This window comes from Chryseobacterium formosum, from assembly GCF_026460885.1.
GTDB lineage: Bacteria > Bacteroidota > Bacteroidia > Flavobacteriales > Weeksellaceae > Chryseobacterium > Chryseobacterium formosus.
The window spans coordinates 41,507-66,679 of record NZ_JAOVZW010000008.1 but is presented as its reverse complement, the minus strand read 5'-3'; the positions used below and the strand labels follow the sequence as shown (position 1 = coordinate 66,679).

Below are 25,173 nucleotides of genomic sequence, written 5' to 3'. Positions count from 1 at the left end.
TTTTCTGAAAGAATATAATTAATAAACACGAAGCCGTTTTTACAATATTTTGCTAACATCAATGTTTGAAGTAATGTTTAAATTACCTTCAGCGTAAGTCGCTTTTATAAGAATTTCAAAAATATCTTTAGGTAAATCCTTAAGAGTCAATGGCATTGACGGAGATGCTACCAAATGATAATTACTATCAAAGTAGTTGTTTACACAAGTTTTATCAAATGAATACAATCCTTTTTTTGTCATTAAAAAAAATCTTGTAAATATCTTTCATCCACACCATTTCCAAAAACTTCATGTATCAGAGAATCCAAATTAGGATTAATAACTATACTGGAGATATCTCGTAAACTTCTGAAATAAGATATTAATTTCTGATTGTTTTCTGATGACCCAGCTATTACTTCAGGCAATTTACCTCCTCCAGATGCTACAAAACCTATATTTTTGCCATCAGTAAAAAACCAATCAATATCTAATGTTTCTTGTTCAATTTCTGTATACATATAACTATTATTCTCAGCTTTCTATCTACTAAAAATATTTCATTTACTTTTAGCTATTAGCTTCGTGTTGAAATATCCTCTCCGACCAATTCAATTCTTCAGGCAATTCTCTATCAGAAAACTCAATGTGAATCACTCTCCTCTTCTTTCCATTTGTAGTACGGTTTGAACCGTGTAAAATTAAAGGTTTCATAATCATAATTCCGCCTTTTTCTACGTTGCAGATATTTTCTGTTTCAACATCCCAATTGATAGTTTCTGGTCTGTAAATTCCTTTTGAATGGGATTTTGGAACAACTTTTAAGGCTCCATTATTTTCATCGGTATCGTCTAAATGAATTCTTATGGTAAAAATATTTTCAAGAATATCTAAAGGGGGTTGTACTGCAAACTGATTCTGTTTGGTTGTCCAAGGTCCGAAATTTTCCAATTGAATTTTCTTGTCAACAGAAATTGTCAAATCCTGATGATACGCAACATACCAGTTTGATTTTTCAGGTTTATCAAAGTAAATACTTTTGACTGCAAAATAGTTTTCGCCAAAAATTTCTTCAATAATCGTTTTTAAATTTTCATTAAAAATCAAATCTTTTACTTCAGGAATTTCCTTTAAAAACTGACGGATTGCAAAAAGGTCTTCCGACTTTCTAAATGTATCTTTTGAAGTGTCAATTGATTGAATAACCTTAGCAATTTTTTCAATTTCTTCCTCAGAAAAAACATTGCTGATAACGGAAAATCCATTATCAGCAATTGTATTTTTATGTTGTTGTAAATTCAACATTTTTATTTAAAGTTTAGTGTTCTTAATTAAAGTTGAAGAGTATTCAAATTACTCATTACCAATTACACATTACTTATATCTTTACATATCTCCCCCATGATTATCCAACTGCCCTTCCCATTTCGAAACAGCAGAAGTTGCCAAAGCATTTCCTAAAACATTCGTCATACTTCTCGCCATATCGCAGAAGTGGTCGATTGGTAAAATTAAGGCAATTCCTTCTGGTGGAATTCCGAACATTGAACAGGTTGCCACAATGATAACCAATGAAGCTCTCGGAACTCCGGCAATTCCTTTTGAAGTTAACATTAAAACCAAAAGCATGGTAATTTGTTGTCCGACAGACATTTCAATTCCGTAAATCTGAGCGATGAAAATAGATGCAAACGTCATGTACATCATACTTCCATCCAAATTAAACGAATATCCTAAAGGTAAAATAAACGAAACTACTCTATTATTACAACCGAATCTTTCTAATTCCTCAACCAATTTAGGAAAAACAGCTTCCGAACTTGTTGTAGAAAATGCGATTAACAAAGGAGATTTTATTCTTTTTAATAAATCGAATAAACGGTTTCCTAAAATCATATATCCAACCAACAGTAATACAAGCCAAAGAACAGCAATTGCAAAGAAAAAATCTCGGAGATAAATTGCGTAAACTTTAAAAATTTCAAAACCATTAGTCGCAACAACTGCAGCGATTGCACCCAAAACTCCAAGCGGTGCAAACCACATAATGTAACCTACCATCTTCAAAATTGCATGAGCAATAACATCAAATAATTTGATGACAGGTTGAGCATATTCATCACCCAAATTCGCCAAAGCAACTCCAAACATGATGGAGAAAACAACAATCTGAAGAACTTCATTGGTTGCAAAAGCTTCAAAAATACTTTTAGGAATAATATGTTTTACAAAGTCTTCCATAGAAAAACCTTTGCTCGATTTTAAAAGCTCATCGGCAGATGCTGCATCTTGAATGGGAAGTTTTGTAACGTGTCCCGGTTCAAGCCAATTCACCAAAATCAAACCGATAAAAAGAGAAACCAAAGAAGCTGAAATAAACCAAAGCATCGCTTTAGACCCTACTCTACCAATCATTTTGATGTCACTCATTTTTGCAATCCCGACCACCAAAGTTGTAAAAACCAATGGCGCAATAATCATCTGAACCAACCTGATGAAAACCGTTCCCAAAAGTTTAATGTTTTGAGAGAATGGCTTTGCACTTTCAGGATACTGAATGTGTACAAATCCGCCGATTGCAACACCCACTACCAATGCAACGATAATGGCGATAAATAATTTATTCTGTCCTTTCATATATAGAGTTCAAGAGCCACAAATATAATGGTTTTTCGGTTGAAGCCTAAACTTATGTTAAAATTGCATAAAATTCAGTAAAGAAAAATTAATATACAGATAATGAAACGATTAAATTAAAACCTTGATATATTTATTTATTTTTTAGATAAACGGTATAGAATTTATTATTACATTTGAGTCTAACAAAAACATTAAATAAAATCAATTATGAGAAAAACGATCACAATGTCTGCTTTGGCTTTAGCAGTTTCATTTGGGGCAATTTCGTGCAAAAAGAAAGTTTCTGATGCTGATCTTCAGACTCAGGCAACAACTATTGTAGCTGCAACTCCTACTGCAACTATTGAAGTAAAAGAAGGTGTTGCTCATCTTGGAGGAACATTTGCTTCTCAAGCTGAAAAAGATGCTGCAATTAAATCTTTAAAAGAAATTAAAGGAGTAAAAGACGTGCATGATATGGCGACTGTAGAAACAGTTCCACCTCCACCACCTCCAGTAGAAACTACATCAGCTGTAGATCCTATGGTTCAGCAAAAAGTACAGGATGCTGTAAAAGATTTTCCAACTGTAAAAGTAGAAGTTGTTAATGGAGAATTAACGCTTACAGGAACTGCTTCTTCAGCTCAAGCTAGAAAAATTAAAGAATCTGTAGATGCTTTAAAAGTTGGAAAATATAATAATAAATTAGTAGTAAAATAATCAGACATGAGCACATTACAAGATAAATATTCAAGTGTAGTTTCTGCTGCTCAGTCTGCAGGAGTTTCTAATCTTCAGGTTCAGGAGCAAGACGGTATTCTTTATGTTTCTGGAAATGCTGCAAATACAGCTGCTAAAGACGCAGTTTGGAATGCTTTAGGAGCAATCGATTCTACGTATTCTGCTTCAGATATTAACATCGACGTTCAGGTTGCAGGTCTTGCTGCAGGTGCAAATCTTACGGTTGCCACTGAAGAATCAAATTTAAATATCAGACAAGAGCCTTCAACTGAAGCTGCTGTTGTAGGAAAAGCTGCTAAAGGTGCTTCTGTAACTTTAGTTGAGCAAACTTCAGACGATTGGTGGAAAGTAAAAACTGCCGATGGACAGGAAGGTTATGCTTATTCAAGATATTTGAAAGCTTAATTTTAAGAATTTAACTCACTTTAACTATAAACATCCCTTTCAAGGGATGTTTTTTTATTACTTTTGCGCCATAAAATCAATAAATGGGGAAAAAGTTTTGGTTACTGATCTTTGTAATCAGCAATTTATTATTAAATGCACAAAAATTAAGCATAGACGGAAAAGTTTTAAATTTTGAAAAAAAACCAATTGAAAACGTCACCGTTTATTTACTTAAACAAAAAGATTCCTCTATTGTCAATTACACACCGACTAATCGTGAAGGAAAATTTTCTCTAAAAACAGATGAATTATCAGAATCAACTATTTTGAAAATTGATGCTGAAAAATATATCACCTATTCCAAAAGCTTTGATGTTATTAAAGAATCGGTTTCTTTAGGAGAAATTGAGCTGGAGAAAAACTCCGTTCAAAATATTGAAGAAGTAAAGATTACGGCTTCACCGGTTAAAATTAAAAAAGACACCATTGAATTTAATGCTTCAGCAATAAAAGTGCGACCAGACAGTAAGATTGAAGAACTTTTAAAGCAAATTCCGGGAGTTGAAATTAGCAATGACGGAAAAATAACGGTTAATGGAAAAGAAGTTGACCAAATTATGATTAACGGAAAACCTTTCTTCGATAAAGACGGGAAAATCGCATTGCAGAATCTTCCGGCTGATATTATCAAAAACATCCAGTTTACTACTACCAAAACTAAGGAAGAGGAATTGAGTGGTAAAGCTGCGAAATCGAATAATACAACCATCAATTTTAATATTGATGAAAAGAAAAACAAAGGACTTTTATCCCGACTGACTGCAGGATATGGTTCAGACGAGCGTTATGAAGGCAGTTTACTTTTGAGTTATTTTAAAAAAGATACCAAAATCAGTCTTTTGGCTTCGTCAAACAACATCAATTCGCAAGGATTTTCTAATGATGAGGTTTTCGACAGTATGGGACACGGTAGAAATTCGTGGATTATGCAGGGCGGATCTGTGATTACAGACGGCGGAAACACCTATTACACACAAGGCGGAAATAATACAAAAGGAATTCAGAGAAGTACAACGATTGGTTTTAATTATAGTGACAAATTTGACAAAAATGCAGATTTGGAGACTTTAAGTTTAATGCACGTCAATAATAATTTAGAGACAAGATCTAAAGTTTCCAGAACGACTTTACTTCCTGATTTTACTTTAAAAACAAACTCGGAAAACAATGGTGAAAACGAGACTCAACAATACAATTTTGACACCGCAGTAAGAATTAAAATTGATACACTTACCAATATTTATTTCTCACCCAATTTTTCAAGAACGGAAGGTTTTAGTTTTAATAATTCAAAATCATCTACTTTAAGAGATAATGTACTTCTTAACGAAAGCGATTCTTACACAAGCAATAAATCTGAGAGTAATAACTTCTCACCAAATCTTTATTTTTCAAGAAAATTCAAGAAAAAAGGTCGTGTTGTTTCAGCAAATATGAACACCACTATTTCAGAATCAAAAAGAGAAAATACAAATACTTCTTCAACGATTTTCTACCAAACCACAGATCCGAACGATGTAAGAAACCAAATTTCCAGAACAAAAAATCAAACCAACAGATATAGATTTACGACTGCATATTCTGAACCTTTATCTGATTCATCGAATGTAACCGTTAACTTAACGTACGAAAATAAATTAATCAGAAACTTACGAGATGTAAATGATTTTGATCTGAGTAACGGACAATATTCCGATTACAATGATGCTTTATCAAACAGGATGAGCCAGAAAATCAACCAACTTAGCCCTGAAATAACTTATGAACTTAATAAGAAGAAAATCAATTTTTGGGCAGCGGCAAGTTTGGATATTACAGATATGAATGTGAATTCGTTTTTCAACAGTCAACGATACAATTTGCAAAACAGTTTTGCATTGCCAAGTTTTAATATGAATTTTCAATATCAGTTTTCAGACAACAAAAGACTGAGTATTTATAACAACGGCGATTTTTCAATTCCAACTGCAGAACAGCTGAGCCCATTTACAGACAACATCAATCCTTTGGTGAGCTATCGTGGAAATCCGGAATTGAAAAACAGATGGCAAAACTCCACATATATTTATTACAGCAATTATAATATGTTGAAAAACATGAATTATTATATGAACTTAAGTTTCAATTACTATAATAATGATGTGACTAACTATTCTTACTATGACGATTCCGGGAAGCAGTTTGTAACGTATGCCAACGTAAGCGGAAACAAATATGTAAACTTGGGTGGTGGTTTTTCTAAAACTTTCAAGTGGAAACAGAATAAACTGACTTTAAGTCCAAAATTCAATATGAATTATGGTTACAACAGAGGTTTCATCAATGCAGATCAGTTTACCAGCGAAACATACAGCATTAATCCTGGCTTCAACTTGACGTATGAAATCAAAGATAAAATTACCATTAAACCATCCTATTCTTTGGGTTACAATTTCTCAGAATACAAAAATTATAGCGTTGGAAATGTGAAAACCAGCAATCAGATTTTAAAGATGGAACTTACCAACTATGTTTTTAAAAGTAAACTTATTTTCGGAAATGATTTTGAATACAACACAACATCAAACATTGCACCCGGTTTCAAAAGAGATTTCTACTTCTGGAATACCAGTTTAGGATATTCATTCTTTAATAAACAGCTTACTGCAAAAGTAAAAGTATATGATGTCTTAAATCAAAACCAAAGTGTAAGACGTACCATTACAAACACTTATTTTGAAGACCGAGAAGATTTAATTCTAAAACGTTATGTGATGTTTTCTTTAACCATGAAACTCAACAAGTTTGCAGGAAAGAAAGCAGAAGTAAAATAAAACACAATCATTGCTACTAAAATAGCCGGAGAAAATTCTCTGGCTATTTTTTATTTTTAAATTATTTTTGATGAATTAGAGCCCGTTTAAATTCTCAATTTCAATTTTACAGGATTGTGTCATTTTGAGCGAAACGAAGTGGAGTCGAAAAATCCCAAATACCTGAATTTTAAAAGATTCTTCATTTCATACTGCTTCGCAAAATTCCATTCAGAATGACAAAAAAGAACTTTTAGATAAAATTTAAACAGACTTTTAATATTGTCATTTATTCAGCTTCTTCATTATTTTTCTTTCTCGCAACTGTAGAATTTTTTGCTGCTTTTACCAATTCATTAATCTCAGCATAAGCATCTTTCCAATCGGAAATATCTTTCATAGCGGTGAGCATATTAAAGTAAGATTTCAACGTTTTTTCTAAACTTCGGCGCACCGATGATGCACTTTGCATTTGCCGAAGACTTGCATTCGCCTCTGTCTGTTCTTCGAAAATATCTTCAAAATACTCATGCTTGGCTTTCATCTTAGCAAAAGCAATAGATAAAGACAGATTGGCAATTTTCTGAGTATTCACTGGAAGTTCCAGCTCTTCAATCAGTTTGTTCATCTGAGCTGTTTGCGAAGAATAGCTCATACGGTCGAGGTCTAAACCAAATTGCACAAAAATCTGATACAAATCTTCCGCATCCTCATAATTCGGCACCGAAACGACTTGTCGATATCCATTCAAAAAAGCTTTGATACAACTAAAAGCAATATCTCTGTCATGGTCTGCCGCTGCAACATCTCTTCCTTTTCCGCTAAAAGTTTTCTTAGCATAAACCGCATCATAATCTGCATAATGCGTAGTGAGTTCGTTTATCAAAGGATGATCTGCCAAAACCGAATATTTTCCCGAAACTGAGACAGTGATCGTTCTTTCTGTAAGCGTCGCCAAATCTTTTGTGCTTACTCTTTGTAATGAAATTTTCATTCGCCAAATGTGTTTTTTTTTATTAATAATTGAAAAATTAATTCAATCAAATATAAAATAAATTGCATTTAGATACAAACACCATTGTTTGAACTCAATGTATCTTGATTGTAAGGACAAACAACCGTGTTTCAATTCAATGTCAATTGATTGTGAATACAAACAACCTTGTTTGGACCTAATGTAAGATGAGTGTAAGAGCAAACATACATGTTTGGAGTTTATGTATAATGAGTTTGAATGAAAATAGAAGTGTCTTGGTTTAAATGCTTTTTCAATTTATTGCTTGAATGAGGAAAACCGTAATTTTTATAACATTTCAAATATTATTTTTATATCCAAAAGAATAATAATTTTAAACAAGTATTTATGAATAAATTTTTTGTCATTTTATCTGCAATTTCATTAATTAGTTGTAAAAAAGAAGAAAATAAATATTCTCCTGAAATAGAAATGAAAGCCCAACAAATGGTTGACAGCATTACAAAATCAGTTAAAAAAGAATCTGCTATAGAGAATAAAGAAGACTCTGACACTCCTGTAACTATAATAAAATCACGTTTTATAGAAAAAGAATATTCAACTTATAAAGATGTTGAGCTTACTTATAAAAACATTTCAAACAAAGACATAAAAGCCATTAAATTTGAGTGGTATGGCGAAGATTCTTTCGGAGAACCGGCAGACATGGGTATTACAGATGGAAATGGCGGAGGATTTACCGACGATATTTTAAAGGTAGGAAAAAAGCGAACTTCCGAATGGAATGTATTAAGTAGAAATGGAGATAAAGTTTTAACTGCAAGAGCTTATGAAGTTGTATTTACTGATGGTACAAAATGGAAAGCAAAATAATATTTTCAATTGTATAACCAAACACGATTTGACGCTTTACACAACAAAAGATCAGAAGAAATTCCGGTCTTTTTCATTTCCTAACACTTCATCTTTCAAACCATAACCACCAAAACTTTTTAATCATTAAATTAGCATCAAATTTCATCTATGAACTTTCGATATTCATTTTTACTGCTTTTGCTTTTCCTATTTGGGAATGCGCAAACTCAACCGCAAGATAATTATGTAAAAGATAATTTCACGAAGCAGGAATTTTATATTCCGATGCGTGATGGTACAAAATTGTTTACGGCAGTCTATATTCCGAAAGATATTTCAAATAAAAACAAATATCCTTTTCTGATGCAGAGAACCTGCTATAGCATTGCACCTTATGGTGAAAATGAATATCGCAGAAGTCTTGGTCCGAATAAATATCTAATGAATGATAAATACATTTTTGTCTATCAGGATGTTCGCGGAAGGTACATGAGTGAAGGAACTTTCACTAATATGACACCGCAAGTAGAAAAGAAAACAAAGAAAGATGTCGACGAAAGCACCGATACTTACGACTCGATAGAATATTTAATTAAAAACATCAAAGACAACAACGGAAAAGTTGGTCAATACGGAACTTCTTATCCCGGTTTTTATACGGCTGTAGGAACTTTGGCGCAACATCCTGCTTTGGTAGCTTCATCTCCACAAGCTCCGATTTCAGATTTCTGGAATGACGATTTCCTGCATAATGGAAGATTTATGTTGGGTTATTTTAAAACCTTCCCTGTATTCGGAGTTCAAAAAACAAAACCTGAAAATAAAGCATGGTATTCTGATTCTATGATTAAAGCAACTTCTGAAGACGGTTTAAAATTCTACCGAGACATGGGAACTTTGAAAGATGGTTACGAAAAATATTACAAAGATAATTTCTTCATGACCGAAATTATGAATCACCCCAATTATGATGAATTCTGGCAAAAAAGAGGTCTTTTACCACATCTTAAAAATATCAATCATGCAATAATGACAGTTGGAGGTTGGTTTGATGCAGAAGATTTATCCGGACCGCTAAATATTTATAAAACCATCGAAAAGACTAGTCCAAAAGCTAAGAACACAATAGTAATGGGACCTTTTTCTCATGGAGGTTGGGGACGTGAAGAAGGAAAGCATTTTCATAATCAAATCTATTTTGGAGACAGCATCGCAACGTATTACCAAAAAAATATTGAAACGAAATTTTTCAATCATTATTTAAAAGGAAATACCAAACAAGACGCAGGTTTACCGGAAGCTTTAATGTATGACACCGGAGCAAAAAAATGGCGTGAATTTGCAACCTATCCACCAAAAGAAGCAAAGAAAGTCAACTTTTATTTAGCCAACGGAACTTTAAAAAATTCTGCCGGACAAGGTTTTTCAGAATATTACAGTGATCCCAATAATCCTGTTTTAAGTTCTGATAATCTGAAAGATTTTAACGGATTTACGCCAAGAAATTATATGTCGGAAGATCAAAGATTCGCTGTTGGAAGACCTGATGTATTAACTTTCACAACTGAGGTTTTAACAGAAGACATGACTTTTTCGGGAGAAATTTTAGCAAAATTAAATATTGCCTCGACTTCTACCGATGCAGATTTTGCCGTTAAATTAATTGATGTTTATCCCGAAGATTTTAAACCAACCGAAAAGAAAGACGGCGTGATTTACGGAAATTACCATCAAATGGTAAGAAGCGAAATTATGCCTGCAAGATTCAGAAATTCGAGAGAAAAAGGAGAAGCTTTGGTTGCCAATCAGAAAACTGCTGTAAATTTCAGGTTGCAGGATGTAGTTCATACTTTTAAGAAAGGACACAAAATTCAGATTCAGATTTCTTCTACTTGGTTTCCTTTGTTTGCCATTAATCCGCAGAAGTTTATGGAAAATCCTAATTTTGCTACAAAGGAAGATTATACTAAAGCGTTTATCAAAGTTTTTGAAGACTCGGCGATTGAGGTTGAGGTTTTGGAATAAGTTAGAAGTTAGAAGTTAGAAGTTAGAACAAAATTAAGTTTGTAAAGAATAGCAGTGTAATTTACACTGCTATTTTTATTCCTCAATTGTTCTGAAAGTCAGATTTACTCTTGGAGTTTTTACTTTTGTGGTTGGTGGAAGTCTGTGAAGCCAGTTTTCCTGAGTTGTTCCTTTCATCACGAGTAAACTTCCGTTTTCCAGTGAAATATCAATTCTTTCTTTAGAAACTTTATGTTTGAAAGAGAATTTTCTTTCCGCTCCGAAAGTTAGAGAGGCAATTGCACCATGTTTTCTCAAATCTTTTTCTCCATCGCTGTGATATGCCATTCCTTCGCTTCCGTCGTGGTACAAATTGAGAAGACATGAATTATAGGTTTCGCCGGAAACTTCTTCACATTTTTGTTTTAACTGTAATAATTCAGGAGTCCAGAGTTTTGCATATTTTGTGCGATTAGAATAAGTGTATTCAAATTCTCTCTCACCAAACCACGCTACTTTTCTTTTGGTATAAATTAGCTTTCCGAAAATGACCGCCTCGTCATTTTCCCAAGGAATTTGGTTGAATAAATATTGATAATATTTTTCACATTCAGCATCAGAAAAAATCTTCCCGTAATATTCTGTGATTCCGTCTTTGGGAAGAATATTAATGGGAAAATCTTGTGGGCTATCAAATAAACTATTCATTGGTTTAAATATTTAATTCTGAACCATTAAGATTCTATTAAGGAATTAAGAATATTAAGTTGAGCTTCGCTTTAAGCAGCTTATTTACTAAAAATCTATTTGATTTTTTCTTAATTAAACTTAACCTCTTAAAAACAAATCTTAATGGTTCAAATTTTAGATAGAATTATCAGAATAAATTTTCGCACTTTCCCAGCCGATAATCATCTGTTTTCTGTCACTTCCCCACATATAACCACCAATTTTCCCTGAAGATTGTATCACACGGTGACAAGGAATGAGAAAAGCAACGGGATTACTTCCAATTGCTGTTCCCACTGCTCTTGAAGCTTTCGGATTTCCTATTTCATTTGCTAAATTTCCGTACGTGGACAGTTTTCCTAATGGAATTTTCAATAAACTTTCCCAGACTTTCAACTGAAAATCTGTTCCTTTTAAGTGAAGTTTAATCGTATTAAGTTTCGACCAGTCTTTATTAAAAATGGACAAAGCATTTTGTTGAAGTTCATCTTTCTTTTCAATAAAAAATGCATTGGGAAATCTACTATGTAAATCTCTCAATGCATGTTCTAAATTTTCCTCGAAAGCAATATAGCAAATCCCTTTTTCGGTAGATGCTGTGATAATTTTTCCAAAAGGGCTTTCGGAGAAACTGTAATTTATTCTCAGATTTTTTCCGCCGTTTTTATATTCTGCAGGAGACATTCCTTCAATATTCACAAACAAATCATGCAATCTGCTTGTACTTGAAAGTCCGGTTTCTAAAGCTGCATCAAACAAGCTTGCTTTTTTTTCTTTTAATAAACTTTTTGCATGTTCAAGACTGATGAACTGCAAAAATTTCTTCGGACTTGTTCCTGCCCAATCGGTAAATATCTTCTGAAAATGAGCCGGACTCAAATTTACTTTTTCAGCAACCTCATCCAAATTTGGCTGAAGCTTAAAATTGCTCTGAATATATTCTATCGCTTTGGCAATTCTCTGATAATCTATTTGATCTTGTCTGGACATTTCATTTTATTTTACCTCACAAATGTCAGAAGAAAAACTGAAAGAAAAAATCCGTTTCTTGCGGAATTTTGGAAACTCTGAGAACCATATATTTTTTTTAACACATAAGTCACATTAGTTTTTAGCTTACAACTTTGAAAATATTTAGAACACAGGAGAGAAAATCAAAGATTTTTAAAGCTTATGTGCTCTAAAATATACGCAGACAAATTAACTCTCTGTGACTTATGTGTTTAGTCTTTTACTATTAAATCAGTTTGCAAAGAATTTTTAATCTTTGTTGATATGATAATACGCCAACATTTTGTAATATAATTTTGCTGCTAAAAATGCACTTGGTTTTGAATACGCAGAATCCATCAATTCAACAATATCAAAAGCGACAACATTACATTTTTCGAAAACTTTTCTCAACAATTCCAAAGTTGGATACCATTGCAAACCTCCTGGTTCAGGAGTTCCGGTAGATGGAGCGATTGAAGGATCAAAAGCATCCAAATCGATGGTGATGTAAACGTTTCCTGAAACTTTTTCTAAAACATCATTTACCCAATTTTCGTTATTGGCAATTTCGTGAGCAAAAAACACTCTTCCTTCCGGTAAATATTCCACTTCTTCAACATCCATAGAACGAATTCCCACCTGTACCAAATTATGCTTCTGATTGGCTTCAAAAACCGCACAAGCATGATTAGAAGTAGAACCGTGAAAATCAGGACGCAAATCTGTGTGAGCGTCTAACTGAAGAACCGTCAAATTTTCAAATTTTTCTCCAACCGCACGAATCGAACCGATAGAAACAGAATGCTCTCCACCAAAAAGTGTGAATAATTTATCTGTTGCCAACAATTCTTTTGTTTTCTGATAAACCGCTTCCGTCATAGCTTCAGGAGTTGAATTTTCAGAAACTTCTCCAGCTAAGTAAACTCCTTCAAGATAAGGCTCTGTACCTGTTTCAATGTCGTACAATTCCATATTTTCAGAAGCATCTAAAAACAATTCCGGACCTTTGTCGGCACCTTTTCCCCAAGTTGAAGTTCCATCGTAAGGAACCGTTACCAAAACTACTTTTGAATTTTCTAATGAAGCATTTTCTTCAGGAATTCCTGCGTATGTTTTCATAATATGATTTAAAATTAAATGTTTTTAAAGATTGAAATATTTGCGGCAAAGATAAGAAGAAGATATTGTAAGTATTTAAAGTTATAAGTAACAAATTATGAGATTTAAAAATTAAAATCATTTACCCTTTAAATATTAAAACATTAATTTTGCACAAAATAAAATTTATGTCCTTAAAAGCTGTGCTGTTCGATATGGATGGCGTGATTGTAGATACAGAACCACTGCACAGGAAAGCTTATTTCAAAACATTTAATCAACTTGAAATTGAGGTTTCTGAAGAACTTTACACGTCTTTTACAGGAGCTTCCACAAAAAAAGTTTGTGAAACTTTAATTAGCCAATTTAATCTTTCTCACACGCACGAGGATATTACAGCTATTAAAAGAACCCATTTCAAAGATTATTTTTACAATGATGAAGAATTTGATTTAATTCCGGGAGTAAGAAAATTAATTGAGCATTATTATGAAAATGGAATCAAATTAATTGTTGCATCTTCAGCAAGTATGACGACTATTAATATGGTTTTTGAGAAATTCGGTTTAGAAAAATATTTCAGTGGAAAAATTAGTGGTGCAGATTTAAAGGAATCAAAACCTCATCCGGAAATTTTCCAGCTTGCCGCAAAAATGGCAAATGAACCTATTGAAAACTGTATGGTTATCGAAGATTCTACTAATGGAATTTTAGCAGCACACAAAGCGAGTATTTTTTGTGCAGCTTACAAGAGTTTCCATTCTCACAATCAAGATTACAGTTTGGCAAATATTGTTATAACAGATTATTCTGAGATAGAAAAAGATAAAATTTCACAATATTTTAAATAAGCAAAACTCTCCTAATTGGAGAGTTTTAATTTTATCTTATTTTTTAATAAATATTTTTAACCTCTACAGTCTTGATATTCTATATTTTGAGTTGAAATTGCTACAGATATAATTGCTAGTAGTACAACAGTTAGAAAAATTCTTGATATATTTTTCAGTTGCTGGGTTTTCTTTTGAAACCTAAAATTGATCCATAGTATTGTCGCTGAATAAATACCAAGAAAAGTAATCAAAGGATTATATCTCATATAAAGATTATTTTGAGGAAGATCTGACCAGCCGCTTACTTTTGCCTCCAACACAATCGGGTCTTCAATAATTTGATATACTAAAAAAATTGAATTTATTAGAAGAAATACAAATATTACTTTGTAAAACTGCAAATGTTTTTTAAAACTTTCAAAAGATTCTAAGAAGATTGCATAGGAAATAAGAATGCAAATAATAAGAACTTCACAAAGTTCAATAGAAACAAAATTCGGAAGCTTACTGCTTGAACAATATCCTTCATACGAATAAAAAGATCTCATTCCAAAAAATGATATAATACCTACACTTAAATACCCTAAAATAAAAATAAGTATGATGAAGATTATTCCTATCGTTTTTCTCAATTTCATTTTTTTCAAACAAATATAAAAATACTTGCAAATTTTAAATGTAAAAAGCTCTCAAATATTTGAGAGCTTTTGTTATAAGTTTTGGCTAAATTCAATTGAATAAGTTAGTAACCTAAAATCTTCAAAATATCTTCCGGTTCCTGTCTTTCTCTGAAAATTTCATATTGAAATTCTCCATTTTCATCTTTCTGAATCAAAATATGTCTCGGTTGAGGCATTAAACAGTGATGAACTCCGCCATAACCTCCAATTGTTTCCTGATACGCTCCAGTGTGGAAAAAACCGATGTATAAAGGTTTCGTATCGCTGAAAACAGGTAAATAAATTGCGTTGGTATGTTGCTCAGAATTGTAATAATCATCAGAATCACAAGTCAAACCGCCCAAGAAAACTCTTTCATAAGTATCGTCCCAACGATTCAGCGGAAGCATGATAAAGTGTCTTGAAATCGCCCAAGTATCGGGAAGCGTTGTCATGAAAGATGAATCGATCATATTCCATTTTTCTCTGTCATTCTGACGTTTCTGAGAAATAATTTTATAAATATTCGCTCCACTCTCTCCAACAGTAAAACTTCCAAATTCTGTATAAATATTCGGTTCTTCTACCCCTTCTTCTTCACAGAATTTTTTGATTTGAGAAACAATTTCCTCAACCATGTATTGATAATCGTAATCAAACTGCAAAGATGTTTTGATTGGAAAACCTCCACCGATATTTAGTGAATTTACTTCCGGAGCAATTTTCTTTAAACGTGCATAAACACGAAGACATTTGTATAATTCATTCCAATAATACGCCGTGTCTTTGATTCCTGTATTAATGAAAAAGTGAAGCATTTTCAGTCTTGCATTCGGGTGCTCTGCAATTTTCTGACTGTAATAAGGGATAATATCTTTATACCCGATTCCTAATCTTGAGGTATAGAATTCGAATTTCGGCTCTTCCTCAGAAGCAATTCTGATTCCGATGTCAAAAGTGGTATCGATACTTTCAGTAAGCTTATCCAATTCACGGTAATTATCCAGAATCGGGGTGATGTTTTCAAAACCACTGTTGATCATATCTGAAATTTTTGCCAGATAATCATCGGTTTTAAAACCGTTACAGATTACTTCTATATTTTTATCTACTTTACCTTCATTATAAAGAGACTTTACAATATCCATATCGTAAGCTGAAGACGTTTCAATCGAAATATCGTTCTTCAAAGCTTCTTCAATTACAAATTTGAAATGACTGGATTTTGTACAGTAACAATATCTGTAGTTTTTTTTGTAATCGATTTTCTCAAAAGCTTCCTTAAACCAGCCTTTTGCTTTCTGAATATTTTGAGAAATCTTCGGGAGGTAACTTACCTTAAGAGGCGTTCCAAACTTCTCAACAACATCCATTAAAGGAATATCGTGAAAAGACAAATTGTTCTCAGAAACATTGAATTCTTCCGTTGGAAAATACAATGTCTGATCAATAAGTTCCGAGTATTTTATTTTCATTTTTTAACAAGTGAATTAAGAATGCAAAATTGCTAAAAAAGTTTGATTTTTTAATTTAAATTTTTCTTAAAGTTTGATATAATCGCAGTTTTAAGAATTAGAACTAAATCTTACTTAATTAAATTAACAATACTACATAACAATTACCATTTTACTTCTTTTTTCCTGCAAAAAATAACAAATCACCTTTCAAATACTCAATCGAAACTTCATTTTCTATTGCTAAATTTCTCGTTAACATATCTGTCGTCATATTCGCATCCATATTTTCCAAATTCCACTTCAAACCTCTCGTAGTAATATTTTCAGTGACAGGAAAAGGATAAAGCGAAATAATTTTATCTTTCACACCATTGATTGAAAAACTTTTAGGAATAAAATAATATTCTGAAAATTCATCAAAAAACTGAATAGACATTTGATTTTTAAAGCCAAACGCAACGGTAAGATTTCCTAAAAAATGGTCCTGTTCACCTCCGCTTCCGCCGAATACATCAACATTTTTAAAACCTTTTTCAAAAATAATATCTAAAGCTTTATGAAAATCTGTTCGATTCTGATCCGGAGTGTGAATAAATTTTTCATGATAAATATTTTCATCAAAACCTGAATGAGAATCAAAATCACCGGAAATAAAATCAAGTTTATCCCAATGAAACTGTAGTTCTTTCAAATAATGAAAAGCGCCATCTGTACAGGCAATTAAGCTGTATTTTTCTAATTTTGGAAGTGATTTTGGAGCATCACCGTTGATAAATAGTAAAACTTTGTCTGTCATTATTCTTTCTTCTTTAGCAAATCTCCAACATTCTGATCAGAAGTAATAATCCATTTTCCTACATTTTTGCCGGGTCTTTTTTCTTCTACTTTTTTCACAAAACTTTTTGCGTCAATGATATCTTCGGCATTAGGCTGCAATTCAATACATTTTTTGTAGGTTTCAAGCATTCTGTCGACTTCATTATAAGTAAGACCTTCTCTGTACAAAAGTTTTCTGTAAGACCTTCCGATATAATAATTTACTCCGAAAAACTGTCCGGAATTTGTATCAATTAGATTATAAGCTTTTTCAAAATAAGCGATTGCTTTCCTGTAATCCGGTTGATGACTGTTGAAATTATTAATTCCACCATACCAAAGTGCGGCAGTGAAATCAGGATGAATATTTAAAATTTCTGTGATAACCGTTTCTGCTTCCTCATTTTTCTCTTGACTGATTAACGCTAAAGTCAATTGAGATTTTAAAATCAAATCATTTGGAGTTTCCAGTAAGCCTTTTCTAAAAACTTTTTCAGCTTCAGAAAATTTATTCTTTGAAATCAGTTCATTGCCTTCATCAAGAAGCGCCGCACTGTTCTGAGAAAACGCAAAATTTGAAAATAATATAAGAAACAAAAAGATTTTTTTCATTTTATCTCTCATTCGGATTCCAATATTCTTCCGGTTCGTTATTGATTTTTGAAATGTATCTTGCCAAAACAAAAAGGTAATCTGAAAGTCTGTTTAAATATTTAATTAATTCAGGGCGCACTTCTTCAGATTCATTCAAAAAAACTAAAGAACGCTCTGCTCTTCTGCAAATCGTTCTCGCAGCATGTAAAAAAGTTGCAGATTTTCCACCACCGGGAAGAATGAAGTATTGAAGCGGTTCTAGTTTTTCTTCAAATGCGTCCATCCAATTCTCCAATTCTTCAATTTCCGTTTCAGAAATAATCAGAGGAAGACGAGATTTTCCGTTTGCCAACATCAATTTATCAACAGGTGTTGCTGCCTCAGAACCAACAGTGAATAAATCAAACTGAATTTTTTTAAGCTGTTTTAAAACTTCCTCATCATTGATATGACTTTTTGAAATTCCTATAAAAGAATTTAATTCATCGATATTTCCATAGCTTTCTACTCTTGCACTGGCTTTTGAAACTCTCGTTCCGCCGTATAAAGCGGTTTGACCTTTGTCTCCTGTTTTGGTGTAAATTTTCATGATACTAAATTAATGTTTTTTAGAATTATGTTAACTAATGTTTTTTTTAACTGTGATTTAAACTAAGATTTTTTGAATTAATTTAAAATAATTCATATCGTTGATTTCGTAGATAAAGCAGATTTGTTTTTATTTAAATTTAAAATTTTTATGCTTTAAAATCTCAATAATTTCATAATTTTAAAACACCAATCATAAATAAAGAAATATGGCAACAAATCAACAACTGAGCGAATTATTGGCGCTCGATTTAGGAATAAATCTTGTCAACAGAAGACCTTACGCAAAGGAAGTTTTTAAATGGCAAGATATTGATCTTCTTCCACATTCTTCCGCAGATACTTTATTATGCGAAATCTACGAATGGAACGGTAGGAATTGGAGAACAACCAACAATAACCTAATCGGTTATCTTTTTTCGGGACAACAACTTACCGATGTAAAAAATCAATTGATAAATGTCACCAAACATTCTGCATTGATTCCTGATTTTGAATTTACCAAAGACAGTATGATTGAATATGGTTTGACTTTACCATCTTTATTTAACATCGGAATTAACGGAAATATCAATCAGGCTAAAAACTTCTCAGTACGAGTAAATGGCGTTACAAAATCGAGAATTACTAATATCGATTCTCCCGGAATTGAAATTTTAAAAAGTTATTCAGAATTTACAGATTCACAATCGAAAACGTATCGAAAGAATATTAAATTCAATTATTTAAGCACCTCATTATTCTATGCTGAAAGTGTTGAGATTTTCCTTGAAAAAGAATCTGGAGTTGGCTTAGATGTAAGTTTTCAGACCACAAATGTAGACGTAGAAGCAAAAATTGATACTGATACTAAAAAACATTTTGTCTTAAAATATTCAGGAAATCAGTCACCTTTCGCTGCAAAATTCACAAAAGGGAAAGACTTTGATGTGGAATGATTTTTTTTGAATTATAAGTTAAAAATTATGAATTATGAGTTGATTGAAACCGAAGATTTACTCGAAGTTAACTCATAATTCATAACTTATAATTTAAACTTTCTACTTATTTAAAAGGATCGCAGCTTCTTTTGCGGCGTAGGTGAAAATCATATCTGCTCCTGCTCTTTTGAAACATGTTAAACTTTCAATAATTGCTTTATCATTGTCTAACCAACCGTTTTGAGCTGCAGCTTTCAACATTGCATATTCTCCGCTCACATTATAGACGGCAATCGGTAAATCAATAGCTTCACGAACTTTTGCTACAATATCCAAATACGGAAGTCCCGGTTTTATCATAATAATATCTGCACCTTCTTCCACATCTTTAAAAACTTCATTCAAAGCTTCACGGGAATTATGAAAATCCATCTGATATGTTTTTTTATCTTTTGGAATTTCCATGTCATCTTTTGGAGCGCTGTCTAAAGCACTTCTGAAAGGTCCGTAAAATGAGCTTGCATATTTTGCAGCATAGCTTAAAATTCCGACATCATGAAAGCCACTTTCTTCCAACGCTTCACGAATTGTCAAAACTCTGCCATCCATCATATCACTTGGCGCCACAATGTCAGCTCCAGCTTCCGCATGAGAAACTGCCATTTTTGCCAAAGCATCGTTGGTTGCATCGTTGATGATTTTTCCGTTTTCTATAACTCCGTCGTGACCGTAAATTGAATAAGGATCTAAAGCAACATCGGGCATAATCACCATTTCAGGAATAGCATCTTTGATTGCTTTAATCGTGTTTTGCATTAATCCATCTTTATTCCACGCTTCTTTTCCGGTGTTGTCTTTTAAATGATCTGAAACTTTCATGTAAAGGTTGACCGCTTTTACACCTAATGAAAATAATTCTTTACATTCTTTTACCGTTAAATCGATGCTTCGTCTGAAAATTCCGGGCATTGAAGCGATGGCTTCTTCCTTATTTTCACCTTCCATCACGAAAATCGGCATTACAAAATCATTGACTGAAAGACTGCATTCTCTCACCAAACCTCTCATCGATTCATTCACTCTTAGTCTTCTGTTTCTAGAATATATCATCTTTGGAATACTTTTTGAATAATTTATTGCAAATTTAATATAAGTTATATAAAAAACTATTGCAGAGAATTATATAATTTATTATTTTTGTTAGTAATATTTATGCAAATTTATCGTTGATGAAAAAACTTTTACTTTTATTTATCTTTATTACAGCTTCTATCGGGTTTTCTGATAATTTGAAAGCGCAAATAAAAGAACCAAATTCTACTTTTCAAAAGTCAGATGATGGCGTGCTTACTGCATATCCTAATCCTGCAAAAGACTTTTTGATGGTGAAAGCTAAAGATACTTCGTTAAAAATAAAGAATGTTACGTTCTATTCTATATTAGGAACTCAGGTTGCTACTTATAATGTAAACAGTAACAGTTCTGAAATAAATATTCAAAGATTGAAGCCAGGAAAATATTTAATTAGATATATTCTAAGCGACAATACGCAAAAAGTTACTCAAATAGTAAAACAATAATACTGAAATCCTGATCAACATCAGGATTTTTTCTTTTAGCAGAATTCTCTTTAATTCCGTAACTTTCGGAATATTTTTATACTAACTATAAAAACAATTTAATGCTAAAAGCTGAACATATTACTAAAACCTACAATGCAGGAAAAAAAACAGCATTGGATGATTTTAGCATAAACGTCCCGACAGGAAGTATTTACGGTCTTCTAGGACCAAACGGAGCAGGAAAAACATCATTCATCAGAATTATCAATCAGATTACACAAGCCGATTCGGGAGAAGTTTTAATCAATGGCGAAAAGCTTAATTCTAATCATATTAAAGACATCGGTTATATGCCGGAAGAACGTGGTCTTTATAAAAATATGAGTGTGGGTGACCAAATTCTTTATTTTGGGGAACTGAAAGGGATGAAAAAAAGTGACGCTTTAAATGAAGCAAAAAAGTGGTTTGACAAACTGAATATCGATCAATGGTGGAAGAAAAAACTGTCTGAACTTTCCAAAGGAATGGCTCAGAAAATACAGTTCGTTGTAACCGTTCTTCATAGACCTCAACTTTTGATTTTGGACGAACCGTTTTCAGGTTTTGATCCTGTGAATGCTAATTTAATTAAGGATCAAATCATCGAACTTAAAAATAATGGAACCACAATTATCCTTTCCACTCACAGAATGGAAAGTGTGGAAGAAATGTGTGATTATGTGGCTTTGATTAATAATTCTAAGAAAATTATTGACGGAAAAGTTTTTGATGTTCGTGAGAAATTCAAGAAAAATATTTTTGGAGTTACTTTGTCTGAAGTAAATGACAACCAATTTGATCATTTTAAAGACAAATATGGAATTTTCAATATGACCAATGAAAATAATCTTATTTCTTTTGATCTGAAAAATGAAGCAGACCAAAACAGCATCCTTTTAGATTTGGTTAATGTAGGAAAAGTAAGGTCTTTTGACGAAAGAATTCCGAGCATGAATGAAGTATTTATTAATGCGGTAAGCAATCACTCTTAATCTTATGAACAATATTTTTTTAATTACAAAAAGAGAATTTCTTACTCAGGTTAAGAAAAAATCTTTCATCATACTTACTTTATTGGCTCCGTTAATGATTATTGCTTTCGGAGCAGTGATTGGATTTATGTTTAAAGCCAATGAATCTCACAATGTGATTGAAGTTGTCGACAACAGCGGATTGTTTAAAGGACAATTAAAGTCTGATGAAAAAATCAACTATGTTTTTATTCCTTCAGCTGAAGAAAAAGCTAAAGTTAAAAATTTAAAAGGCAACGAAAACCTTGACGGAATTTTGATTCTTCCAACTTTATCGGGAAACAATCTTGATGATATTGAAAAAAGTACAAGATTGGTTGTAAATACCAAAATTGGTCTTGATACGAAACAGCAAATTATTTCAGACATTACGAATGTCATCAAGAAAGAGAAAATAAAGCAGCTTGGAATTCAGGAAGCACAACTTGAAAATTTAGATAAGAGTTTTACTTTAAAAACCATTAATGTTTCTGAGGATAATAAGGAAGATTCTGATTTGGTATTTGGGGTAAAAAGTGTTCTTAGTATGGTTTTGATGTATGTAACGTTCATGTTTATCTTAATCTATGGCGTTCGAGTAATGCGAAGTGTTTTAGAGGAAAAAAACAACCGAGTTGTTGAAATCATCATTTCATCTGTAAAACCATTTGAGTTGATGATGGGCAAAATTTTGGGTGTAACATTGGTTGCTTTAACTCAATTTATCGTTTGGATTACGATGTCTGTTATTGGTGCATTGGTATTAAATACAGGCTTCGCTTCGCTTCAAAAGACCATTCCTGGTGGAAATGAGGAAATGATGAGTAAGCTCGATATTGCTCAGATTGCCACACAAGCTTCTCATAGTTTATTGGAAATGAATTTCCCGCTGATTATTTTTGTATTCATTGTATTTTTCCTTTTGGGATATATGTTTTACAGCTCGGTTTACGCGGCAATTGGTTCTGCAGTTGATAATGAAACGGAAACTCAACAATTCACTTTATTTGCCATTCTTCCGCTAACTTTAGGAATGTATGGAAGTATTTCTGTGATTAATAATCCTGATGGACCTGTTGGATTCTGGATGTCAATCATTCCGTTTACTTCCCCTGTTGCAATGGTGGCGAGAATTCCGTTTGGAGTCCCGGCTTGGCAAATTGCTTTGTCTATTGGATTACTTTTAGGAACAACAATTTTCATGATTTTCTTAGCTGGAAAAATATACAGAGTAGGAATTTTGATGTATGGAAATAAAGCGACTTTGAAAGAAATCTGGAAGTGGATAAGACACTAATTAATGAAATTCACAAAATTTTATAACGAATAAAATGTTTACGCAAAAAAGTATTTTTATAGCTATAACACTCATCTTCGCAATAATTTCATGCAGTTGTTTAAACATTTTTTTGTATTTCAGAACAATAATTGGATTTAAACCTGTGATATTTCTTTTTGTGTTGGGTTCATCAATCTTTTTGATTTGACTAAGACAATACGAATATTTACTATTGATAATAAGTTGATAAGATTTTTTTACTGCATATTTTTCGGAACTTTTTTAACAACAATTATTCTATCCACAAATTATTTTTTTTCCGAAAACAATACTTTTTCTAAGACTTATAATATTGATGAAACCTCTAATATTTCGAATCCATTCATTATAAATAATCAGAATCTAAGAATAGTTTATATAGAAATCGATCCTAGAAATTATAAAACCTTTATATTTAAAGTTGACAAGAATATTGAAATTTTAGACAAAACGAAGTCGTTACAGCTAAAGTTATGCAAAGGTCTTTTTGGTTTCAATATCGTTAAAGATTATATATTCATTTTATAATAAACAAAACTCCCGAAACTTAGTAGCTTCGGGAGTTTTTATGTTTTGATTTGAAAAAATTTATTCAAAAATATAGCTTAAGCTTAAGCTTATAACCTGCTCAGATTTCTTTTTTGCTGAGTTTGCATCAATCTTAGTCTCATCCAAAATCGGATAAGTATTTGACAATCCAAAATCATATTTCAAAGCTAATTCAAGCTGTCTTTTATAACTATATCCTATTCCTGCACCAATGGCGAAGTTAAAAGATTTTGCTTTACCCAGTTGATCTGTTCTGTAGATTTCACGGGATTCGTTTTTCACTTTTTGATCAATCAAAAAGTTGAATCTCGGACCAATCAATCCAAAGAATTCTGATTCTGCTTCAGAAAAATATCCTTTGAAAGAAACAGGTACACTGATGTAATTGTTAGCATAAACTGCATCATATCCTTTTACACCTTTAGCATCTTTAGATTTACCAGATTCTCCGGCTCCGTAATAAACAACTTCAGGCTGTAAATAGAACTGATCTGCATTTCCTAAAGGAATTAGTGCTAAAACACCACCTTGAAAAGCAAATCTCGCTCCTGAAGGATTGTGAGCATTTTTAACTCTGGAATAGTTTCCACCTGCAGTAAGACCAAATCTTGTGTTGCGTAAATCAATCTGGGCGAATGATAAAACAGAAAAAGCCAGTGCAGATATTAATAAAATTTTTTTCATATCGTATTTGTATTTATATTATCCTAAGATTTTTGCTACAGTAGCACCAATATCAGCAGGAGAATCTACTACAGTGATACCGTTTTCTCTCATGATTTCCATTTTAGCCTGAGCTGTATCTTCATCACCTCCAACGATTGCACCAGCGTGCCCCATTGTTCTTCCTTTAGGAGCAGTTTGACCAGCGATGAAACCTACAACTGGTTTTGTAGAACCACTAGCTTTATACCATCTTGCAGCTTCAGCTTCAAGACCTCCACCGATTTCTCCGATCATTACAACCGCTTCAGTTTCAGGATCGTTGATGAATAATTCTAAAGCTTCTTTAGTTGTAGTACCAATGATTGGATCACCACCAATTCCGATTGCAGTAGAAATTCCGTAACCAGCTCTTACAACTTGGTCAGCTGCTTCATAAGTTAAAGTTCCAGATTTTGAAACGATACCTACTTTACCTGCTTTGAAAACGAAACCTGGCATAATACCAATTTTAGCTTCATCAGAAGTGATGATTCCAGGGCAGTTTGGCCCAATCAATCTGCAGTCTTTGTCAGCGATATAAGATTTTACTTTTACCATATCTGCAACAGGAATACCTTCTGTAATACAAACGATTACTTTGATACCTGCTTCAGCAGCTTCCATGATAGCATCTGCAGCAAATGCAGGTGGTACGAAAATGATACTTACGTTTGCTCCAGCTTTTGCAACAGCATCAGCTACAGTATTGAAAACAGGCTTACCTAAGTGCTCGCTTCCTCCTTTTCCTGGAGTAACACCACCTACTACGTTCGTTCCGTATTCAATCATCTGACCTGCGTGGAAAGTACCTTCGTTACCAGTAAATCCTTGTACAATTACTTTAGAATCTTTGTTTACTAAAATTGACATTTTATTGTTTTTTTAAA

General features: G+C 32.6%; 26 protein-coding genes. 10 read left to right on the top strand and 16 right to left on the bottom strand.

What is annotated here, in order from left to right:
• Positions 1–39 precede the first annotated feature (39 nt).
• The 4 genes from OF897_RS06695 to OF897_RS06680 all read right to left on the bottom strand — a co-directional run bounded on the left by OF897_RS06695 (position 40) and on the right by OF897_RS06680 (position 2,619).
• Complete coding sequence (locus tag OF897_RS06695; protein WP_267264917.1) at positions 40–243, bottom strand: hypothetical protein; 204 nt, start codon at positions 241–243, stop codon at positions 40–42.
• Positions 243–503 (bottom strand): hypothetical protein, encoded by a 261-nt coding sequence (locus OF897_RS06690; protein ID WP_267264916.1) that lies wholly within the window; start codon positions 501–503, stop codon positions 243–245. Before OF897_RS06690 ends, OF897_RS06695 begins: the two co-directional genes overlap by 1 nt.
• 49 nt (positions 504–552) lie before the next feature.
• Positions 553–1,287: a phytanoyl-CoA dioxygenase family protein gene (locus OF897_RS06685; RefSeq protein ID WP_267264915.1), complete on the bottom strand. Its 735-nt coding sequence runs from the start codon at positions 1,285–1,287 to the stop codon at positions 553–555.
• An 81-nt stretch (positions 1,288–1,368) separates the two neighbouring features.
• Complete coding sequence (locus tag OF897_RS06680) at positions 1,369–2,619, bottom strand: dicarboxylate/amino acid:cation symporter (RefSeq protein WP_267264914.1); 1,251 nt, start codon at positions 2,617–2,619, stop codon at positions 1,369–1,371.
• Between the two features lie 210 nt (positions 2,620–2,829).
• On the opposite strand from OF897_RS06680, the gene OF897_RS06675 reads away from it, so the two are divergent.
• From OF897_RS06675 to OF897_RS06665, 3 genes are all read left to right on the top strand, one after another.
• Positions 2,830–3,321 carry a BON domain-containing protein gene (locus OF897_RS06675; RefSeq protein ID WP_267264913.1) on the top strand — a complete coding sequence of 164 codons (492 nt, stop codon included), beginning with the start codon at positions 2,830–2,832 and terminating at the stop codon, positions 3,319–3,321.
• A 6-nt stretch (positions 3,322–3,327) separates the two neighbouring features.
• Positions 3,328–3,747 (top strand): SH3 domain-containing protein, encoded by a 420-nt coding sequence (locus tag OF897_RS06670; protein WP_267264912.1) that lies wholly within the window; start codon positions 3,328–3,330, stop codon positions 3,745–3,747.
• A gap of 83 nt (positions 3,748–3,830) precedes the next feature.
• On the top strand, positions 3,831–6,602 hold the full coding sequence (locus tag OF897_RS06665) for a TonB-dependent receptor (RefSeq protein ID WP_267264911.1): 2,772 nt from the start codon (positions 3,831–3,833) through the stop codon (positions 6,600–6,602).
• Between the two features lie 268 nt (positions 6,603–6,870).
• Here OF897_RS06665 and OF897_RS06660 read toward each other — a convergent pair whose 3' ends face one another.
• On the bottom strand, positions 6,871–7,575 hold the full coding sequence (locus OF897_RS06660; protein ID WP_267264910.1) for a DUF6261 family protein: 705 nt from the start codon (positions 7,573–7,575) through the stop codon (positions 6,871–6,873).
• Between the two features lie 369 nt (positions 7,576–7,944).
• Between OF897_RS06660 and OF897_RS06655 the strand changes: the two genes are divergently transcribed.
• Positions 7,945–8,430, top strand: a complete 486-nt coding sequence (locus OF897_RS06655; RefSeq protein WP_267264909.1) for a hypothetical protein — start codon at positions 7,945–7,947, stop codon at positions 8,428–8,430.
• 150 nt (positions 8,431–8,580) lie between these two features.
• Positions 8,581–10,437, top strand: a complete 1,857-nt coding sequence (locus OF897_RS06650; RefSeq protein ID WP_267264908.1) for a CocE/NonD family hydrolase — start codon at positions 8,581–8,583, stop codon at positions 10,435–10,437.
• A 75-nt stretch (positions 10,438–10,512) separates the two neighbouring features.
• Here OF897_RS06650 and OF897_RS06645 read toward each other — a convergent pair whose 3' ends face one another.
• The 3 genes from OF897_RS06645 to speB form a co-directional block, all read right to left on the bottom strand.
• The gene (locus OF897_RS06645; RefSeq protein WP_267264907.1) at positions 10,513–11,124 is read right to left on the bottom strand and encodes an alpha-ketoglutarate-dependent dioxygenase AlkB family protein; all 612 of its coding nucleotides are present in this window, start codon (positions 11,122–11,124) and stop codon (positions 10,513–10,515) included.
• A gap of 156 nt (positions 11,125–11,280) precedes the next feature.
• Positions 11,281–12,135 carry a bifunctional helix-turn-helix domain-containing protein/methylated-DNA--[protein]-cysteine S-methyltransferase gene (locus OF897_RS06640; protein ID WP_267264906.1) on the bottom strand — a complete coding sequence of 285 codons (855 nt, stop codon included), beginning with the start codon at positions 12,133–12,135 and terminating at the stop codon, positions 11,281–11,283.
• Positions 12,136–12,405: 270 nt separating this feature from the next.
• Positions 12,406–13,257 (bottom strand): agmatinase, encoded by an 852-nt coding sequence (gene speB, locus OF897_RS06635; protein WP_267264905.1) that lies wholly within the window; start codon positions 13,255–13,257, stop codon positions 12,406–12,408.
• A 167-nt stretch (positions 13,258–13,424) separates the two neighbouring features.
• On the opposite strand from speB, the gene OF897_RS06630 reads away from it, so the two are divergent.
• Positions 13,425–14,087 carry an HAD family hydrolase gene (locus OF897_RS06630; RefSeq protein WP_267264904.1) on the top strand — a complete coding sequence of 221 codons (663 nt, stop codon included), beginning with the start codon at positions 13,425–13,427 and terminating at the stop codon, positions 14,085–14,087.
• A 56-nt stretch (positions 14,088–14,143) separates the two neighbouring features.
• On the opposite strand, the gene OF897_RS06625 is transcribed toward OF897_RS06630, so the two are convergent.
• The 5 genes from OF897_RS06625 to OF897_RS06605 all read right to left on the bottom strand — a co-directional run bounded on the left by OF897_RS06625 (position 14,144) and on the right by OF897_RS06605 (position 18,184).
• The gene (locus tag OF897_RS06625; protein ID WP_267264903.1) at positions 14,144–14,707 is read right to left on the bottom strand and encodes a hypothetical protein; all 564 of its coding nucleotides are present in this window, start codon (positions 14,705–14,707) and stop codon (positions 14,144–14,146) included.
• A gap of 104 nt (positions 14,708–14,811) precedes the next feature.
• Positions 14,812–16,203, bottom strand: a complete 1,392-nt coding sequence (locus tag OF897_RS06620; protein WP_267264902.1) for a type III PLP-dependent enzyme domain-containing protein — start codon at positions 16,201–16,203, stop codon at positions 14,812–14,814.
• Positions 16,204–16,354: 151 nt separating this feature from the next.
• The gene (locus tag OF897_RS06615; RefSeq protein ID WP_267264901.1) at positions 16,355–16,981 is read right to left on the bottom strand and encodes a thiamine diphosphokinase; all 627 of its coding nucleotides are present in this window, start codon (positions 16,979–16,981) and stop codon (positions 16,355–16,357) included.
• Positions 16,981–17,613 carry a tetratricopeptide repeat protein gene (locus OF897_RS06610; RefSeq protein ID WP_267264900.1) on the bottom strand — a complete coding sequence of 211 codons (633 nt, stop codon included), beginning with the start codon at positions 17,611–17,613 and terminating at the stop codon, positions 16,981–16,983. The genes OF897_RS06615 and OF897_RS06610 overlap by 1 nt, the downstream gene beginning before the upstream one ends.
• Position 17,614: 1 nt before the next feature.
• Entirely contained in the window at positions 17,615–18,184 is a 570-nt protein-coding gene (locus OF897_RS06605) for a cob(I)yrinic acid a,c-diamide adenosyltransferase (RefSeq protein ID WP_267264899.1), read from the bottom strand.
• 208 nt (positions 18,185–18,392) lie between these two features.
• Here OF897_RS06605 and OF897_RS06600 point away from each other — a divergent pair, with 208 nt between their 5' ends.
• Positions 18,393–19,121 (top strand): hypothetical protein, encoded by a 729-nt coding sequence (locus tag OF897_RS06600; protein ID WP_267264898.1) that lies wholly within the window; start codon positions 18,393–18,395, stop codon positions 19,119–19,121.
• 102 nt (positions 19,122–19,223) lie between these two features.
• On the opposite strand, the gene hemB is transcribed toward OF897_RS06600, so the two are convergent.
• Positions 19,224–20,213: a porphobilinogen synthase gene (gene hemB / locus OF897_RS06595; protein WP_267264897.1), complete on the bottom strand. Its 990-nt coding sequence runs from the start codon at positions 20,211–20,213 to the stop codon at positions 19,224–19,226.
• Between the two features lie 119 nt (positions 20,214–20,332).
• Between hemB and OF897_RS06590 the strand changes: the two genes are divergently transcribed.
• The 3 genes from OF897_RS06590 to OF897_RS06580 all read left to right on the top strand — a co-directional run bounded on the left by OF897_RS06590 (position 20,333) and on the right by OF897_RS06580 (position 23,011).
• Positions 20,333–20,683, top strand: a complete 351-nt coding sequence (locus tag OF897_RS06590) for a T9SS type A sorting domain-containing protein (RefSeq protein WP_267264896.1) — start codon at positions 20,333–20,335, stop codon at positions 20,681–20,683.
• Between the two features lie 101 nt (positions 20,684–20,784).
• Positions 20,785–21,696 carry an ABC transporter ATP-binding protein gene (locus OF897_RS06585; RefSeq protein ID WP_267264895.1) on the top strand — a complete coding sequence of 304 codons (912 nt, stop codon included), beginning with the start codon at positions 20,785–20,787 and terminating at the stop codon, positions 21,694–21,696.
• A 4-nt stretch (positions 21,697–21,700) separates the two neighbouring features.
• Entirely contained in the window at positions 21,701–23,011 is a 1,311-nt protein-coding gene (locus OF897_RS06580; protein ID WP_267264894.1) for an ABC transporter permease, read from the top strand.
• Positions 23,012–23,620: 609 nt separating this feature from the next.
• Here the strand turns inward: OF897_RS06580 and OF897_RS06575 are convergent.
• Positions 23,621–24,265 (bottom strand): porin family protein, encoded by a 645-nt coding sequence (locus OF897_RS06575; protein WP_267264893.1) that lies wholly within the window; start codon positions 24,263–24,265, stop codon positions 23,621–23,623.
• 18 nt (positions 24,266–24,283) lie between these two features.
• Positions 24,284–25,156 carry a succinate--CoA ligase subunit alpha gene (sucD, locus tag OF897_RS06570; protein ID WP_267264892.1) on the bottom strand — a complete coding sequence of 291 codons (873 nt, stop codon included), beginning with the start codon at positions 25,154–25,156 and terminating at the stop codon, positions 24,284–24,286.
• Between the last annotated feature and the right edge of the window lie 17 nt (positions 25,157–25,173).

Bases quoted from the DNA above. Each gene is read 5' to 3' on its own strand.
- OF897_RS06695 (WP_267264917.1), bottom strand. From the start codon at position 243: ATGACAAAAAAAGGATTGTATTCATTTGATAAAACTTGTGTAAACAAC.
- OF897_RS06690 (WP_267264916.1), bottom strand. From the start codon at position 503: ATGTATACAGAAATTGAACAAGAAACATTAGATATTGATTGGTTTTTT.
- OF897_RS06685 (WP_267264915.1), bottom strand. From the start codon at position 1,287: ATGTTGAATTTACAACAACATAAAAATACAATTGCTGATAATGGATTT.
- OF897_RS06680 (WP_267264914.1), bottom strand. From the start codon at position 2,619: ATGAAAGGACAGAATAAATTATTTATCGCCATTATCGTTGCATTGGTA.
- OF897_RS06675 (WP_267264913.1), top strand. From the start codon at position 2,830: ATGAGAAAAACGATCACAATGTCTGCTTTGGCTTTAGCAGTTTCATTT.
- OF897_RS06670 (WP_267264912.1), top strand. From the start codon at position 3,328: ATGAGCACATTACAAGATAAATATTCAAGTGTAGTTTCTGCTGCTCAG.
- OF897_RS06665 (WP_267264911.1), top strand. From the start codon at position 3,831: ATGGGGAAAAAGTTTTGGTTACTGATCTTTGTAATCAGCAATTTATTA.
- OF897_RS06660 (WP_267264910.1), bottom strand. From the start codon at position 7,575: ATGAAAATTTCATTACAAAGAGTAAGCACAAAAGATTTGGCGACGCTT.
- OF897_RS06655 (WP_267264909.1), top strand. From the start codon at position 7,945: ATGAATAAATTTTTTGTCATTTTATCTGCAATTTCATTAATTAGTTGT.
- OF897_RS06650 (WP_267264908.1), top strand. From the start codon at position 8,581: ATGAACTTTCGATATTCATTTTTACTGCTTTTGCTTTTCCTATTTGGG.
- OF897_RS06645 (WP_267264907.1), bottom strand. From the start codon at position 11,124: ATGAATAGTTTATTTGATAGCCCACAAGATTTTCCCATTAATATTCTT.
- OF897_RS06640 (WP_267264906.1), bottom strand. From the start codon at position 12,135: ATGTCCAGACAAGATCAAATAGATTATCAGAGAATTGCCAAAGCGATA.
- speB (WP_267264905.1), bottom strand. From the start codon at position 13,257: ATGAAAACATACGCAGGAATTCCTGAAGAAAATGCTTCATTAGAAAAT.
- OF897_RS06630 (WP_267264904.1), top strand. From the start codon at position 13,425: ATGTCCTTAAAAGCTGTGCTGTTCGATATGGATGGCGTGATTGTAGAT.
- OF897_RS06625 (WP_267264903.1), bottom strand. From the start codon at position 14,707: ATGAAATTGAGAAAAACGATAGGAATAATCTTCATCATACTTATTTTT.
- OF897_RS06620 (WP_267264902.1), bottom strand. From the start codon at position 16,203: ATGAAAATAAAATACTCGGAACTTATTGATCAGACATTGTATTTTCCA.
- OF897_RS06615 (WP_267264901.1), bottom strand. From the start codon at position 16,981: ATGACAGACAAAGTTTTACTATTTATCAACGGTGATGCTCCAAAATCA.
- OF897_RS06610 (WP_267264900.1), bottom strand. From the start codon at position 17,613: ATGAAAAAAATCTTTTTGTTTCTTATATTATTTTCAAATTTTGCGTTT.
- OF897_RS06605 (WP_267264899.1), bottom strand. From the start codon at position 18,184: ATGAAAATTTACACCAAAACAGGAGACAAAGGTCAAACCGCTTTATAC.
- OF897_RS06600 (WP_267264898.1), top strand. From the start codon at position 18,393: ATGGCAACAAATCAACAACTGAGCGAATTATTGGCGCTCGATTTAGGA.
- hemB (WP_267264897.1), bottom strand. From the start codon at position 20,213: ATGATATATTCTAGAAACAGAAGACTAAGAGTGAATGAATCGATGAGA.
- OF897_RS06590 (WP_267264896.1), top strand. From the start codon at position 20,333: ATGAAAAAACTTTTACTTTTATTTATCTTTATTACAGCTTCTATCGGG.
- OF897_RS06585 (WP_267264895.1), top strand. From the start codon at position 20,785: ATGCTAAAAGCTGAACATATTACTAAAACCTACAATGCAGGAAAAAAA.
- OF897_RS06580 (WP_267264894.1), top strand. From the start codon at position 21,701: ATGAACAATATTTTTTTAATTACAAAAAGAGAATTTCTTACTCAGGTT.
- OF897_RS06575 (WP_267264893.1), bottom strand. From the start codon at position 24,265: ATGAAAAAAATTTTATTAATATCTGCACTGGCTTTTTCTGTTTTATCA.
- sucD (WP_267264892.1), bottom strand. From the start codon at position 25,156: ATGTCAATTTTAGTAAACAAAGATTCTAAAGTAATTGTACAAGGATTT.